Source organism: Flavobacterium suzhouense (genome assembly GCF_042684765.1).
Lineage (GTDB): Bacteria > Bacteroidota > Bacteroidia > Flavobacteriales > Flavobacteriaceae > Flavobacterium > Flavobacterium suzhouense.
On record NZ_JBHUMD010000026.1, the window covers coordinates 1 to 16561 of the forward strand.

Consider the following 16561-nt stretch of genomic DNA (forward strand, 5'->3'; position numbering starts at 1 on the left):
AGTACATTCAGGGGTAGTTCCGCTGGAAGCGACTATATTAAATGTGGTAGTTTCAGTAATAACAGTACCTGCAACAACAAGTACATTAGTAGCTGCATTGTAATAGTTGTTGTTAGTGCTAAGAGCAGGAAGCTCATAGCTGCCACAAGCAGTAACGTCAGCCGGAGCATCAGCAACCGGTGTAGGTATTACCGCTACATTAACTGTAGAAGTAGCAGTACAGCCTGTTCTGTCAAGAACTACAGTATAGGCACCGGCCTCAGTAACTGTAATCGAAGCAGTAGTTTCGGCAAGCGGAGCTCCGTCTTTAGTCCAGGTATAAGTTACCGGGTTTGAATCAGTATCTGTAATTACAACCTCGATAGTTCCTGAAGTTCCTTCACAAATTGAGAAGTCAGGCGTGATAGTATATACAGGAGTAAGATCCTGAACAATCAGGTCAAAAGGTTTAATGCCATAACAAGTTGTTGTGTTATATACCGTTCTGGTCCAAAGTGTCTGAAGGTTTTCAGTAGTATTGGCAAAAGCAGTATAGGTTGCTGAATCAATAGCATTAACACCATTGTTGGCATCATCTTGAGTTAAGTGAATTGTAACGCTATAATCAGCAGGAGTTGTTAACGGTGCAAGCAATGCATCAACATTTGGAGTCAGGTCAAAAGTACTGAACCCTGAAGCGTCACATGCGGTAAGGTTTACAGGATTTCCGGTCATCTCATTGACAGATGGGTAGAACTCCACTCTCAGTGCACCTTCAAAAGAACAGTCGTAACCGTTAATAGTAGCCACAAGACCGTAATTTCCGGTTTCGGATGCTTCATAATTTGCATCTGTTGCGTCAGGTATCAACAGACCATCTTTATACCATTTGAAATCATACTGATCTGGGGTAAGATTTGATGCTATAAGTTTGGTTTCATTATCGCAAAGGGCGGTATTGTCAGACACCAGTAAATCTGTTCCAAGATCAACAATTCCCACATTAAATGTACCTCCGCCAAGGAATACGGCAGATGAAACTGATGTATCGCTATAATCAGCTATTACAAGTTTAATATGGTAGTTTTGTCCTGGTATAACTGTTGCTGAAGCTACCATAGACTGAGTTTGTCCGCTGTAGTTAATAGCAGAGGCTAAAGGTTGACCTTCATTAAATTGTCCAAAATATTCCGGATTTACCGAGCCGCAGTCAGGACGATACTGAGAATCTCTTATAGTAGTTACTCTAACAGGAACATTTGTGTTTGGTATTACAGCAAGATTTTGAGAATTTCCATTTTGATCGGTTAGGATAAAAGCAAAAGCATCACCAAGGTTACACTGGAAGTTGCCATATTCCGAAGATGCAAAAAGGAATTCAAATTCAAACTTATTAATTAAAGGTATAAAATCAAATTCAAGAGCAGTAGCATTGTTAATACCATTGTCCTGACTGATGTCATTTTGCAGGATTATATTATTTAAATCACTATCTCCAAGCCATTCGTATGGATTTGCAAAAGAATTTGAAGTATAAGGGCCTTCTGATAAATTAACATTACCAGTTGCTAGTACAACCCCATAATCAAATGGGAAGTATGAGTTTGACGCATCAAAATAGCCAAGGCTTGGAACACTACCATAGTTCAGTCCCGTTTTTGAAGTTACATTAGAGACTGTAGCACAAGGAGTGTTGAATAAAATATCTTTAACCAGTTGTTCCGCAGTATAAGTGCTGTCTTCTACAGTAATAGGTTTGTTAGGAACTCTTACACAAATGTCAAATGACGCTGTTTGATTAGGGGAGGCAGTACTGCTATATACCCTTACCTTATATGTTGTTCCTACAACATAATTATCATAATTACTATTAGTGCTGCTACTGCAAAACAAAAGGTTTAAAGCAGAACAATCACCATTATATACTGAATGATATAATCCTGTTGTAGTTCCAATTATATTGTTAATGTAAATAAGCTGTTGGGTATTAGTCGCAGTAAATTCAAACCAAATATCATCGTCTGCGGTTCCGGCACACTGATTAGCAAGTGGCGATGCCGTTGCACCTGCTATGCTTCCGGATGCATGAACATTACAGTATGAGTCCGGGTTTACGGGAATTACTGTGGCAGTACTGCAATTATCATTTAAAACTGTTGCAGGAGGCGTAGTTATACAAATATCAAACTGACAATCCTGATTTGGAGTTATAGTCTCTGAATATACTCTTACTTTATAGGTTTGTCCAACTGTTAGGTTTGTAGCTAAACTATTATTGGCAGCGCTACAGAATACCTGAGTTAATGTTCCGCAATTGGTTCCACTGTATAAAACGTGGTAAAGGTTAGTTACGTTTGATATTATTCCGGCACCGTTTCCAACAAAGTTTTTAAGATCTATTATGTGTGAAGTACTTGTTGCAACAAATTCAAACCAGATATCATCATCATCATTTACGTTCGAACAACTGTTGCTTTCCGGAGATGCCGTTGCCGATTGAATAGCTCCATGAGCTGTTATAACACAATCTAGCGTAGGATTTACACCTACTACCGTTGCAGTATTACAGTTGTCATTAGCTGGTGGTGGAGCAGGGGTACCTACACAAACCTTGAAAGTTGTTGTGAAACCAGGATAGGATCCATTAGTATATATTTTTATGTAATATGTCTGACCTATGGTAAGGCCGCTGGTCCAAAGTTCGGTTTGGTTGTTAGGGTTACACGCCATTTGTGCTAAGGTTCCGCAGGTTCCCGAATACAAAACAAAGTTCATGGAAACACTACTTAGCAATGGATCATGTATATCCCCAATACTAATGCGATGTGTTGTATTAGTGGCTGTAAATTTATACCATACGTCATCGTCTGCTGTACCTGAACAGGATGATGTTTGCGGAGATGCCGTTGCAGATTCTACAGTACCTGCAGTGTAAACACCACAATTCAGGTCTGGGTTAACAGTCAGTGCTACAGCATTAATACATTCATCGTTGGCCGGAGGTGTCGGAGGTGTAGTTATACACAGCTGGAAGGTTGAGTTTTGGTTAGGATCTGAAGTTGTTGACCATACCCTTATTTTATAGGTTTGTCCTATAGTCAGGTTTTGGGCAACACTTGATAACAGCGCTGTCGTGTTACAATAAAGCTGTGTTAATGCTCCGCAGTTTCCTGAGTATAGAGCATGTGATAAATCGGTAGTGCTGCCTGTTACATTGTTTAATGAGATAATGTGTTTAGTGTTTGTAGCTACAAATTGAAACCAAATATCATCATCTTTTGTTCCTGCACAACTTGATGCTTCTGGCGATGCTGTTGCTCCGGTTACAGAACCATTAGCAAAGTTTGTGCAAGTTTTATCGGGGTTTGTAAGTACGGTAACGGCTTCTAAACATTCATCATTTGCTGCTTTTAGTCCAAAGTAGAAAGGCCCTGACCATTCGCTGCTGCCTGCAGAACCACCACATACAGATCGTACATAAAATACATATTGAACACCGGATACAAATGTTCCTACTGCGGGAGTGTATTCGGTTGTGGTTACAGGAATTCCTGCTGTAGTAGGTGTAGCGGCATTAGCAGATGGCATAAAAGCAACTTCCCAGTTTGTTGCCGAAGAAGGTTCTGCCCAGTCTAATGTTGCGTTTGTAGTGGTAATGTTTATTGCCGACAAGTTTGTAGGTTTAGCACATGGCAATACCGTTATACTAATATTATCTATAGCGGCAGGGGGTACAAATTCACCCGAAGTATTACTTCTCCATTCAAAAACAATTCTTCTGGTTTGTCCCTGATAAGCAGTTACAGGTACATCATAAGTGGCTGTAGTCCATTGAGGAGCTGATGTAAAGTTACCGCCTAATTGATAGTTTACAGCTGATGATACCGTTTGTGTACCCAAAACCGGAACCGTGGCTGCAGGAATTATCCAGGCTCTTAGATAGTCATTAGAATCTCCTCCTACTTTATAGTCGAATGATACTCTTATTTCTGCTGCATTATTTGGGATTACAAAATCCCTGTAAGCATGAATAACAGTAGTTACGGTTGGGTTATAAGAGTTTGTAATTCCATTATCTGCAGATACATATAATGATTTTGAAGGGCTGTTACTGGTTGCATTACCTACAGCCCAACCATTCCCATTAAGCTGGTTTGTTTTAGAAAAACCATTAGTTGCGCCGTCAAAATTTTGAGTGAAGCCTAAAGTTTCAGGTACCTGGGTTAATGTTGCACTTACAGGTCCGGTCCAAAAACTTTTAACTGAACCACATGTACTTCTTACCCATACATAATATGTTTGAGACGGTGTTAAAGAAGGAATGACAACAGTAGTTGTAGGTGCGCTTACGCTTCCCATACCTGCAGTTACATCTGAAGGAGGAGCTGTTGTAACAGAATAGTAATATTCGTAACCTGCTGGTGATGTTCCGGTAGGAGCAGTCCAGTTAAAAGTAACACTGTTGCTGGTTACATTGCTAGGTGTTAGTCCAGTGGGAGGTAAACAGGTTTGTGCATCTATTTTTATGTTGTCAATAGCAGCTGCTGGCTGTATTCCAAAAGTAGCATTGTTTCTCCATTCAAAAACAATTCTTCTGGTTGACCCTGCTATAGAAGCTACGTTTAAAATGGTATTTTGAGTACTCCATTCAGGAGAGGAGTTAAAATTACCACCAAACTGTAGTCCACCACTGTTGGCACTAGTCAACTGTGTTCCGGGTGTTGGCATAAATGTAGTAGGAACTATCCAGGCTCTTACATAGACGTTTCCACTTTCACCACCGGCTTTAAAGTCAAATGTGAGGCCAATGTTTTGGGTGCCGGCAGGAATGATAATGTCACGGTAAGCATGAACTACCGAAGCTGATGTTATAGTATAATTATTATTAACACCGTTGTTGTTTGATATGTATAATGAATTAGTTCCGCTATTAGAAGTCGCTCCTGCAACAGCCCATTTGTTAGGCTGTAAAGCATTAAGGATAGTCCATCCATGTGCTACTGAGCCGTCAAAATTTTCGGTATAGCCTAAGTTTACAGGTACCTGGGTTGTGCTAAAGTTTACAGGTCCGGTCCAAATACTGTAGGTACCATCGCCGCAATTAGCTCTAACATAAACCTCATAAGATGTAGACGATGTAAAAGGTACACCCGCAGTCGTTGCTGAAAGAGTTAAGTTAGTATTTTGTGTTACATTTTGTCCTGTACCAGCAGGTATGCCCATTCCTGTAGGCTGAACATAAAGCTGCCATGATGTTGCTGTCCCCGCAGCCCACGAAACACTTGTTGATGATTGAGTAGTGGTTCCGATAGTTAATCCTGTTGGGGCTGCACAACTTACTTTTTGTAATGTCAGGGTATAGTTTGTGTTTAACACAAGACTGGATACAACAATGTAATAAGTGGTACCGGCAGTAACTGAAAAACTTGGTATAACACCGGACGCTGTAGCCGATGATAAAACTCCTGCTAAACAACTATATCCTATAGTGGTACAGCTATTGTAAACAAATACTCCTGCCGCCCCTCCGGTGTTAGAAAGCGTTATGTTTATTATTCCATTCTCGGTAGGGGTGTAAGAGTATACAACATCATTACCACTAAGGTAATTACCCGTTGTACCACAACCTGTTCCTGGTGCGCCGTCATAATAATCACCAAAATTCAGTGTCGTGTTTATTGTACTATAAGGAAGTACTGAAGGTATTACAATTGGGTTCTCGCATTTTTCTCCAACAGCAGCTGTTGTAAATTGATATGGTCCTGTCCAACTGCTCTTTCCTCCATCACCGCATAAAGAGCGAACATAGTATTTGTAAGGAGTCTTTTCCTGAAGGTTTGATGCTATGTAAGGCAGTGGACCGTTATATTCATTTCCACTACCGTTAAAAGCTTCATTTTCAGGGATTATTTGTATTTCCCATGATGTTACGCCAGCCGGACTTGTCCAGTTTAATTCAGCACCACTAAGAGTAACGTTATTAGCCATCAGGTTTGTAACAGGATGACATAATGAAATAGCTTCAACATCGTCTATTATCCATCGGTCCTGTTGGTCCCCTTCCATAACAAAAGCAATACGTATCTGCTGGCCTGTATAAGTTGCAGGAATATTAAATGTTTTTTCAATGTAATTTGTTTGAACTGGGTTGAGGGTTAGTTCTGACATCGGAGGAACGAGGTCTACCCATGTAAGATTTTGAATGGGTAATAAAGGGTCATTGACAGTTGCAATCTTAATTTTGTATATCCCTCCCTGATCTCCAACAAGCGTTAACCGTGAGAAAAAATGAAGCAAACCTTCATTTGGAGCATTAAATTGCGGTGTGATTAACCAGTTTGTTGGAATCGGTGTGCCCGGTAATACATTTTCCCTTTGAAGGTATGCCGCATAGGAACCCGTTTTTGGTGGCGTATTAGTATCACCTAAAGTCGTTTGTTTCCAGGTAATATTACCAATTTGATTGTATACAGCCCATCCACCCGAGGTGCTGCCGGTGTTCCTGTCCATGGAGATTCGAAACTCTCCAACGCAAGCTGTCCGTAAGTGCAAAAAGAAAGTAATGAAACAAGGATTAGTGTAATTTTTTTCATAACTGAAATTAGCTTTAGTTCGGTGTAAATTTATTTATTACTTTATTTATAATTATCAATAATTTGCATAATTATTTGTTGTATAAAGTTTTAATTGTTTTATTTTTTGAGTTATTGTTATTTTTGTTGTATTTTTATGTAAGAATAGTTTTTTTAGTTGGGCGTGTTTATATTGTGAAATTATTCTGTTAGATCTAGCAGTGCATCCAAAAATGAATACCAAAAGGGACGGTTATGCCAAGTCAATAATCTATCCAGCTGTATATTTCAAACTTATATTTATATTGATGTAGGAAAGAATAACGAGTTGCGAGGTATACAGACTGAGCATATACTATGTTGTGTTGGAAGTATGAGTTTATCACATTTATTGAATCATAAATAAAAAAGAGAAAACTCTTAGTTAAGACGAGCTGGACAGTGGGTAAAATTTATATTAAAATGAAAGATCCAGGCTAACTATGTTTAAATCATTTTGCAAACTGGCAGTATAAAATTATATGCTACCCGAATTTCTTGGATTTAAAAAGAAATGTAACAGAGCCGGTTTGAATCCTGTCTGGTCAACTACTCAGGATATCTAAACCATCAGTATAAACTTGAGATATATCAGATAATTTTAATATTTTGTAAGATTAATAAACAAAAAAATCCCGAAATCAATATGATTTCGGGATTTTCGTTTGTGACCTCAACAGGACAAATTTCAAACCATTTTATGCAAGATTTAAAGAAATTAGCCTATTATCTGTAAGATAAATTTTAAAAACAACTAAAAACGCGGTTTGGATGTCCTGTTAGGGATTACCATTGGAATTTGTGTTATTTTACAACTGCTATTTCAACAATACCGCTACCGCCTCATGATACTCTTTCTCCGTTTCCAGAAAATTGTTATGGGTGGTGTAGTAGTAGCTTACTTCCATGAAGTATTCTATAGAGGACAGCTGGTCCAAAGCAAAGGCCTTGTTGATTAAGACCCTGTCTCGGGCCGATGTGTCCAGATTAGCAGATTCACAGGCTTCCATGGTAATTTTCAGGTTTACATAATTTTCATACAGATGCTTTATATGGTAGTAATGCTCATTCTTGGGGCATCAATGTCTGCATCGGCAGATTAATAATAACTCTATACAAATCTTGCATTCCTGAATAAGAAATATAGTTTCAGAGCCCCTTTTTTTAAAGTTTAAATTCAATTATATGCCCTCTAACGAAATTTACAATAGAAATATATTAAAAGTAATAAAGCTAAACATGTCTGTAAACACGATCTCTGTAAGCACACGAGTGCTATTAGAGGACAAAATTTTACAATTTTGGGAATTCATAACAAATGTCATTTCCAAAAACCTGCGCGAGATGGTCACGCTAAAGCAATCGGCGAGATCTGGTTATGTTTTGAGATGTTAAAAACCAAAACTATCTATTCGAACAAAGTCTTTCTCATATTTATGAGAAAGACTTTGTTCGAATAGATGACTATTATGGCTAATGTTTTCGATACTTCGATCAGGCCATTTTAAAAAGATGAACTAAAGATAATTGTTTTTATTTTCAATATGAACTTCATTCTTTTGGCGAAACACATCCCTGAAATTATACAATACGCGTTCCAGCAAGCGCAAGTCTTCTGTAATGATTTCAGCCTGACCTTTCATTTCCTGTTTAAAAAATATATCTTTATTGTAAGAGGTTTTTAATCCATTTGGCAAAGACACATCGATTAGTAACTTCCCATCTTTATCGGGAATCAAAGAAATATATTCTACATTTCCTTTGAGTACACCAAACTCGCGGTCCGGATAATTCTCTAAACGAATATTAACTTTTTGTCCTTTTTTCAGTTTACCGGAATTCTGTGCAACAGCCTTAACTTTACCAATGTAATTAATTTCCTCGGTGGGTATTACTGTAAATATATTATCTCCCGAATTTACACTCTGATTTTCCTTCCAGATCTGTAAAAAAGAAACCTCGCCAGCTATCGAAGAACGTAAAACATATGTCTTTTCCCAATCAGCAATACTCTTTTTTAGTTGGGCGTAGGATTGAACCATATTTCTAAATAGATCAATATTGTCTTTTGTTTCATTTATTTTTGTTGTTTTTGCGCTTTTGTCAAGATCATTTAATGACGACTTCGCCTGTGAGATAGATGCATTTAAGTTTCGTAAACCTTTTTCAAACTGCAAATATTCGAGATTTTTTGTATCCCACTCCTGTGTTGCAATAACCCCCTTTTGATATAGTTTTCTATACCTTTCAATTTCATCTTTTTTAATTTTCATTTCTCGTTCAGCAATTTCTTTTTGCTGTAACAACAAACTCAGCCGTTCTTTTATTTGAACAGCTTCGTAATTTTGCGCCTCACCCTCAATCTGATAAGGTTTAAGATCATTATTAAATGTAAAAGCCTGGTAATCTTTTTCAAATATGGCAAAGTCACCACCAATATCCCCCAGTTGTGATCCATTCAGTTTAAAAAAAGGGAAAACAAAATTATCTTCTGAAATACTAAGAGTGTCTGTAATACTTTTAAGCTTAAACACATCCCTGTAATTTGCTGAATTTTCTATTACCGCAAGAGGTGTATTGCTCTTTATCGTTTGCTGATTTGTAACCAATATCTTCTCCAGCTTTCCTGAACTTCTTGCAATTAATTTTTCTGGTGGCACTAAAGTCGTAATATTAATATCCGCCATAACGATGTCAGGATACTCTATGAAACATGTAGCCAAAATTAGACAAGAAATTATTATTAAAATAGTAGTACTCCCCCATCTGACTATCCAGGAAGGCATTTTAGTCAATATTTCCTGAACTTCTTCGCTCCTTAATTCTATATCACTATTAGGCATAACTTAACTGTAGTTGGTTTTTTACCAGTTCATAATACTCTCCTCTTAATTTTACCAGTTCGTCGTGCGTACCTTTTTCGGTAATTTTTCCTTTATCCAGAACAACAATCTGATCTGCATTCATAACAGTACTTAATCTGTGTGCAATTACGACCACGGTTTTACCTTTAAAAAAATTATCAAGCTTTTCTATAATTTCCTTCTCATTATTAGCGTCTAATGCCGAAGTTGCCTCATCAAAAAACAGCATCTCCGGATTTTTATATACTGCTCTCGCTATTAAAAGTCGTTGCTTTTGACCGGTACTCATGCCAATTCCCTCCATTCCAATCTTTGTATTATATCCCAATGGCAGTGTTTCAATAAAAGGCCTGATATTAGCTACATCAGCAGCATATTTTAACCTGTCCCTATCAATAGTCTCAACGCCAATGGCAATGTTATTAGCGATTGAATCATTAAAAATATATCCCTCCTGCATTACCGTACCAATATGAGATCTCCATGTTTTTTGGGATATCTCCGAAATATTTATGCTTTTGGTATTTTGACACTGCAAAAAAATGTCCCCCCTGGTGGGTTGATAAAATTTTAACAGTAACTTCATCAGTGTTGTTTTCCCACTCCCGCTTGGCCCTACTATTGCAGTCACTTTGTTAGAAGGTATAACTAAGTTTAAGTCCTCAAGAATAATGTCATCTGAACCTGTATATCTAAAGGAAAGATTCTTAAAAACTATATCTCTATCTGTAGGGAAATCCTGGTACTTTAGCAAATCATCCTCGATCTCATCTTGTTTCTGATGTATTTCAGAAAGTCGTGAAAGAGATATTTTGGCATCCTGCACTTCACGCATAAAACCAATAAGCTGCATGACCGGTCCGTTTAAACTACCTACAATAGTTGTAATAGCCATCATCATTCCCAATGTAATCTGTCCGTCAATAACAAGTTTTGCTGAAAGGAAAATAATAATAATATTCTTCAGTTCATTAATAAAATTAGAACCCACACTCTGTTTTTGTTCTAACTTTAAACCCTCCATAGACACTCTAAAAAGTCTTGCCTGAATGTATTCCCATCCCCATCTTTTCTGTCGCTCAGCATTGTGTAATTTTATCTCCTGCATACCATTTATCAACTCTATGACTTTGCTCTGCTCTTGACTAATTTCGGAAAAGCGCTTATAATCCAGTTCTTCCCGACGTTTTAGAAACAAAATTACCCATCCGAAATAAAACAGGCTGCCTGTAAAAAAAACACCAAAAATAACTATGTTGTAAAAAGCGAGTACACATCCCATTATCAGCATGTTCACCATAGAAAAAAGAACGCTGAGTGACGAAGTTGTCAAAATCCGTTCAATTCTGCTATGGTCATCAATACGCTGCATAATATCACCGGTCATTTTTACATCAAAATATGAAATTGGCAAATTCATAAGTTTGATAAAAAAGTCTGATATAAGCGAAATATTAATCCTCGTAGATAAATGAAGTATTATCCAGCCCCTAATTATTTCTAAAGCAGTATTTCCGAAAAAAAGCAGGAGTTGGGCAAATAAAACCAGATAAACAAAGTGAATGTTTTGATTTTGAATACCAACATCAACAATGCTCTGCGTTAGGAAAGGAAATATAAGCTGAAGCAGACTTCCTGCAGCAAGTCCCAATGCAAGTTGTTTAATAAACGACTTATATCTAAATACATATTTAAAAAGAAGTTTAAAATCCAATTTGTTTTTCTCTTCAGGATCATCTTTTGAATCATAGAACTTTGGGGTAGGCTCTAACAAAAGTGCAATACCCTCCGGAGTTGTTTCATTAGCATTGTTTCCTATCCAGTATTTCAAAAAATCCTTAGTGCTGTAATCTAATAGCCCAAATGCAGGATCTGAAACATAATATCTGCCTCTTTTAATTTTGTAAAGGACAACATAATGTTGTTTATTCCAGTGAAGGATGCAAGGTAAAGGAGCTTCGTTAAGTTTTTCTAAATCCAGTTTTACGCCCAAAGTTCTGAATCCTATACTTTCAGCCGCTTCACTTAAGGCAAAAAGAGAGCTTCCCTGGCGATTAGTTTCTGCTAATTCTCTTAACCTATCAATTTTAATACTTTTGCCAAAATGTTTTGCAGCTATTTTGAGACAAGTAGGCCCACAATCCTTACTCTCGGACTGTTTGTAAAATGGAAAATTTACTGTCATGAAAGTTATTCCCAAAGGCTTTGGTTAATTTTAGCTAATTTCTGAAGATCCATCGTAACCTGATTAGAATCAATTTTTACACCACTATCTTTTAATGACATATAACCATCTTCATGGCTCCATTTGCTAATATAAGGGTTATATGCACATTCTACATTATACTTCCAATAATTGTCTGTAAAAACAGGTATTCGGGAATCTACACAAAACCTCCTGAATTCACAATCACGGCATACTGCAACTTCTTCTTTATTTATGTGCCATAATTTCGTCATTTCATCAGACTCAAGGAGTTCAGAAAGATTTATCTCATCATCGTTGTTAATATGTCCAACGACACCTTCTGTCTCGTAAGAGTTTTTAATTTCGCCATCCTTTCCTATAAATATCTTTTTATTGAAGTAAATATTATTTTCTAAAGATTCAAAATACGACAGGTAGTTAAGAGATAAATGCAGGTTAACCGGATCAATAGGGTTAATATAACGATTCCCTTTTCTTTTTATACTCGGAAGGGTAACATCAGCATAATTGTTGATAATTAGTATCTTGGCAGTAGAATCAAGCAAATTAAGAAGTTCACTGCTATATTTAAATCCATTTTCAAATGTTATTTCGAAAGTATCCGCTTCATTTTCATTAATAAAATTCAAAATTTCAGTTAATGAATCAATCGATGTGTTTTCAGATAGTATAAGGTTAAACTGACCTATATTTCCATTAACATTTTCGGCGTTTAGCTTTTGCAAATGCCCAACAGTTATATTTGAAATTTCTATTACTGCTGTAACAAATTTATAGGGAATTTCGATATCGTCGTTCACATGACTAAAACAGTCAACCAAATCAGCACTGGTTTCAAAAGCAAGGTTATGTTCGTTAAGCCACTTTAACAATAATTCACCGGAAGTAGGGTCTATAGTATAATTTTTTTCATCAATTTGTTCCATCATTTCCATAGGTAAGAAATGTACCTTTGAGGTTAGACTGTCAAAAACTAAGGCCCTGTTATAGCCGCTTGTAAAAAAGACATTTTTAAATATTTGATACATTGTTTGTATTATTTTGGAAAATAAGAAGTTCTTGAAAATATTTCACGCACTGTATGTTTTTTGGTCTGAAGTCTTTTGCTTTCCACCTGATGATTATCCAGTTCTTTGATCTGGGATTTTTTAATATTGTTAATCATTAAGGGAAGTTTATTTTTTTTCATCATAATTCGTGTGCTATTAGTTTGTGAATACTATAGTTGCAGGGAAAAGAAACCTGTTCAAACTGACCAACCGGATTTACTTCAAAGAGTACATATTTGTTATCATGAGTATATGCCAAATCAAAACTTCCTGAATTAAGTCCTATCCGCTGCATTAACTGGGCAAGCCTTTCTTCAAGCCATGCAGGCATGGAAAACGGCACAACGCGATTGGGATTTTCAAAATCATAATTCCTGAAATCAAGTTTAGTTTTTTCATTTTCCTGGGAGAATATGGCAGAACTAAAAAATTTGCCTTTCATGAAAAAGCTTCTTATTTCAAATTTTTTCTTAACCTCTTTTTGTATAAGTGAATAACTAAACGGACCGTCTACAGATATATAGTCAGTAGTACAGAAATAATTGCTTTTATCGTCATACAGGATAAAATCAGAAATCGCTTTAGTAATATACTCATTTTGATTTACATCCGGACTTATTGCATTATCCAGTATACTGGTCTCAGGAATATTAATACCACAATCTCTAGCCATTGACAGGACCTGAAGCTTGTTGATATTGTTGTCCTCATATCTGTTTAGTACAGCAATTTTATTAATTTCATATTGGAAAAATTCAATTAGTTTGAAATATTCCTCTTCAAGAAATGCATTCATCCTGTTGCTAAGGTCAACTCCTTCATGAATGTATTCCACAACACTAAATGGCGCAAATTTCAGACGTGATCTTCTGTACCAATAAGATTTAAAATCTGACAAATGATAATCTGTATCATCTATCGAAAACAAGAAATCAACTTTATCATCTTTAATGAATACAGTCTTGATTGTTATGATGTTTTCATATGATATTCGTAAAAATTTCTTGTTGTTATATTGAAGCCACGAGCAAACTACATCAGAGCTTGCTTCTGACACATCAGTACAAATGAGGATCATTTTTTCACTCATAGTTTTTGGGAAGTTTAACATTATATTGTTCGCAATAATTCTGGATTGAATCCAACCAGTATTTTTTTCTTATTTCATTTACATGCCCAGGGTCAATTAAATCCATAATTCTTGAATTTCCTTCTTCATCCCTGTACCTTGTCGTTCCAAGCATATTTTTATCAGGCTGAATAAAAAATTGTACATATTGATCGTATGCAGCTGCATATTCACGAGGCTTCAAATCACCTCTAATAACCAAATTCCACAAAATTGTAATGAATTCTTCAGCATCTTGTTTATTTAAAAATCCTGAAACTCCATGGTTCAGAAGCATAGTAATAGTCAGTCCATTGAACCTGGCGCAGTTTCTTCTATGTGGAAATAAATCGCTTTTTAATAAGTCAAGCATGTAGTAGCTATTTGGCGATGGCCCATACTTTGCTATATAAGGAAAAGCGACCGAATCATTAACCTTGTTATCATAAAACATAAACCGTAATGATTGAAAATAGTTTTCATTTTGAAGCATTGCCTCAAAAATTTCATCATCAGTTTTTAAATTCCTTTTCAAATAATTATCCCTCAATTTTCTGATAGCCTTCTTCCTGGAATTCCACAAGTCCTGAACAAACATTCCAAACTTTGTTTTATCTGCTGTGTTGAGATAACTCGAATCATAATCCAGCTTAAAAGCCTTATCGTTAAACTTATCGTCTTTTTCTAATTGATAACCAGCATTAACTGCCGAAAAAAATGCTTTTTTAGCCTTCTTTACATTACCTTTCTTAAAATAAAGGAAGCTTAGTTGACGAAAATCCTCAGCAAATGGTTCGGCTACATTTATTGCTTTCTCAATATAGAAAATACTGGAATCCAGGTTAGAAGTTATATCCGAAAGAATTAAGTAGTGGCTATACGCCTTGTAGTCATTCTTTTGTGCATTTGCAAAATAGGATAGACACAAAGTAAAAATTAGTAAAAACCTTTTGATTAACGACATTAGAATATTTGAGCAATCCTTTTAGGAGCTATTAGTTTTATTATATACAATCTAATTATTTATTCCGGACCTAAAGTTAAAAGGTTTGCCGTCAAAATAAACAAACCCTACAAAACCAAATTAAGGGCGTAAGGGAGAAAGTCCTATTCCAATGCCTTTATCGTTTACCATAGCTGTATTTACGCTATCAGATCCTGATGTACCTCCATTTTTGTCTAATGTATTAAACGTGATATCATATTGTCCTCCTTCAACTGCCGTATCATTGGCCTTTAGTGTATAATCGCCCCCACCTACTAGATTTTTAGCGTCTTTATCGGTTAATTTCAAACCTTCAAATAATTTAGAATCAAGTTTCATATTTTTAAATTTTTAAGCAGATGCTTTGAAAACAATGCATCATTGTTTTTAATAATATTTATGCGGCCTGCATTAGTGCAAGCCGCATAAGCTTTTAATTAAGGTTGTAAAGGTGAAATTCCAATAACAGTAGGCTTATCCTTAGTGTTAGTGCCCGTGTTTTCAGTATCCCATCCGGTGCTTCCTCCACTTTTATCCAAAGTATCAAATACTACATCATATTGTCCGCCACGAACTGATGTGTCATCTGCCTTTAAAGTGTAATCGCCTCCACCAACTAGATTCTTCGCTTCTTTGTCGTTTAATTTTAAACTTTCAAATAATTTAGAATTAATTTTCATATCTGATCTTGATTAAGGAATTAATGGTGTAAGTGTGAATCCATTCGTAGGCTTATCTAACGAGTCTGATCCTGTATTATCCGTATCAAGGACAGGGTTAGATCCGTTTTTATCAACCGTTTTAAAAATTACATCATACTGATTTGTTTGTGTTGAAGTGTCCGTTTTAGAAGAAGTATATGAACCACCTGTCAGATTCTGAGCTTCCTTATCGGTAAGCTTTAAGCTTTCAAAAAGCTTTGAATTAAGTTTTTCCATTTTTTTAATTTAAATGATTAATATATTGCTACAAATTAGTATTTGTGCACCAATACCCATTAGTCGCTTAGTAAAATAACAGAAAAATACTGTTAAAAATTATGCTCTCGATTGGTTTTAACAAAAAGTATAGGTTTTATATCGTTATAAAATCCCTCTTCTTTTTATCTCAGTCAATAAATTATCATTACTACCTATCTGAAAAGCTTTTTTAATCAGGCTAAGCCTTTTCCTTATGGTTATTTCAGCAAGAGGAACAATCGTATTAAGTTCATTTATCTTATAACCATTTGATAAATTAAAAAGAATATCCCTGTTATGCTCATCCGCCAAAATATCATTTGCCCAAATTTCAGAAATACTATTTTTTACCGTAGGACTTTGATATTTTTTCCCGTCAAGAACATCAGTTATTATCTCAATAAAATTTTCTGCCGAAATATCATTTTTTGCAATTATGGCATCAGGCCTTATTTGTCTGAATAAATTATAAAGTATCAGCTTTTTATCAAACCCAGTTATGATTACGATTTTACAAGACGGGTTAACTTTACCAATTAGTAATGCAATATCAGCACCTGAATGCAAGTCTTTTTCTACATAGGGAGGAAGACTTGCATCTATTATCGCAATGTCATAATCTGCAAAAAGACCATTATAAGCTTCTTGGCAATTGTAGGCTTTATAGATATTCAGGATTTTATGAAAATAGGACTTAAGAGCATTTTCATAAAAGGAAACAATCATTGGATGATCGTCAACAATTAGGATGTTCATAGTAATTTGTAGTAGATTGGTATTGGAGAACGCAAATTTGG

Annotated in this window: 11 protein-coding genes; all 11 read right to left on the reverse strand. The window is 35.9% G+C overall.

Annotated elements, in window-relative coordinates; translation table 11 throughout:
• Positions 1-6489: choice-of-anchor L domain-containing protein (locus ACFSR3_RS10860; protein WP_379820983.1), on the reverse strand; the 6489-nt coding region annotated here is incomplete at its 3' end.
• 1618 nt (positions 6490-8107) lie between these two features.
• Positions 8108-9433, reverse strand: a complete 1326-nt coding sequence (locus ACFSR3_RS10865; RefSeq protein WP_379820984.1) for an HlyD family secretion protein — start codon at positions 9431-9433, stop codon at positions 8108-8110.
• The gene (locus ACFSR3_RS10870; protein WP_379820985.1) at positions 9426-11639 is read right to left on the reverse strand and encodes a peptidase domain-containing ABC transporter; all 2214 of its coding nucleotides are present in this window, start codon (positions 11637-11639) and stop codon (positions 9426-9428) included. Before ACFSR3_RS10870 ends, ACFSR3_RS10865 begins: the two co-directional genes overlap by 8 nt.
• Before the next feature lie 5 nt (positions 11640-11644).
• Positions 11645-12592, reverse strand: a complete 948-nt coding sequence (locus tag ACFSR3_RS10875; protein ID WP_379820986.1) for a hypothetical protein — start codon at positions 12590-12592, stop codon at positions 11645-11647.
• A 107-nt stretch (positions 12593-12699) separates the two neighbouring features.
• Positions 12700-12828 (reverse strand): hypothetical protein, encoded by a 129-nt coding sequence (locus tag ACFSR3_RS10880; RefSeq protein WP_379820987.1) that lies wholly within the window; start codon positions 12826-12828, stop codon positions 12700-12702.
• Positions 12829-12851: 23 nt separating this feature from the next.
• Entirely contained in the window at positions 12852-13802 is a 951-nt protein-coding gene (gwsG, locus tag ACFSR3_RS10885) for a grasp-with-spasm system ATP-grasp peptide maturase (RefSeq protein ID WP_379820988.1), read from the reverse strand.
• Complete coding sequence (locus ACFSR3_RS10890) at positions 13795-14784, reverse strand: hypothetical protein (RefSeq protein ID WP_379820989.1); 990 nt, start codon at positions 14782-14784, stop codon at positions 13795-13797. The genes gwsG and ACFSR3_RS10890 overlap by 8 nt, the downstream gene beginning before the upstream one ends.
• Positions 14785-14904: 120 nt before the next feature.
• A complete protein-coding gene (locus ACFSR3_RS10895; protein WP_379820990.1) occupies positions 14905-15144 on the reverse strand; it encodes a hypothetical protein in 240 nt (79 codons plus the stop codon).
• A 98-nt stretch (positions 15145-15242) separates the two neighbouring features.
• A complete protein-coding gene (locus tag ACFSR3_RS10900) occupies positions 15243-15485 on the reverse strand; it encodes a hypothetical protein (RefSeq protein WP_379820991.1) in 243 nt (80 codons plus the stop codon).
• A 12-nt stretch (positions 15486-15497) separates the two neighbouring features.
• A complete protein-coding gene (locus tag ACFSR3_RS10905; protein ID WP_379820992.1) occupies positions 15498-15743 on the reverse strand; it encodes a hypothetical protein in 246 nt (81 codons plus the stop codon).
• 144 nt (positions 15744-15887) lie between these two features.
• Entirely contained in the window at positions 15888-16520 is a 633-nt protein-coding gene (locus tag ACFSR3_RS10910; protein WP_379820993.1) for a response regulator, read from the reverse strand.
• Positions 16521-16561 lie beyond the last annotated feature (41 nt).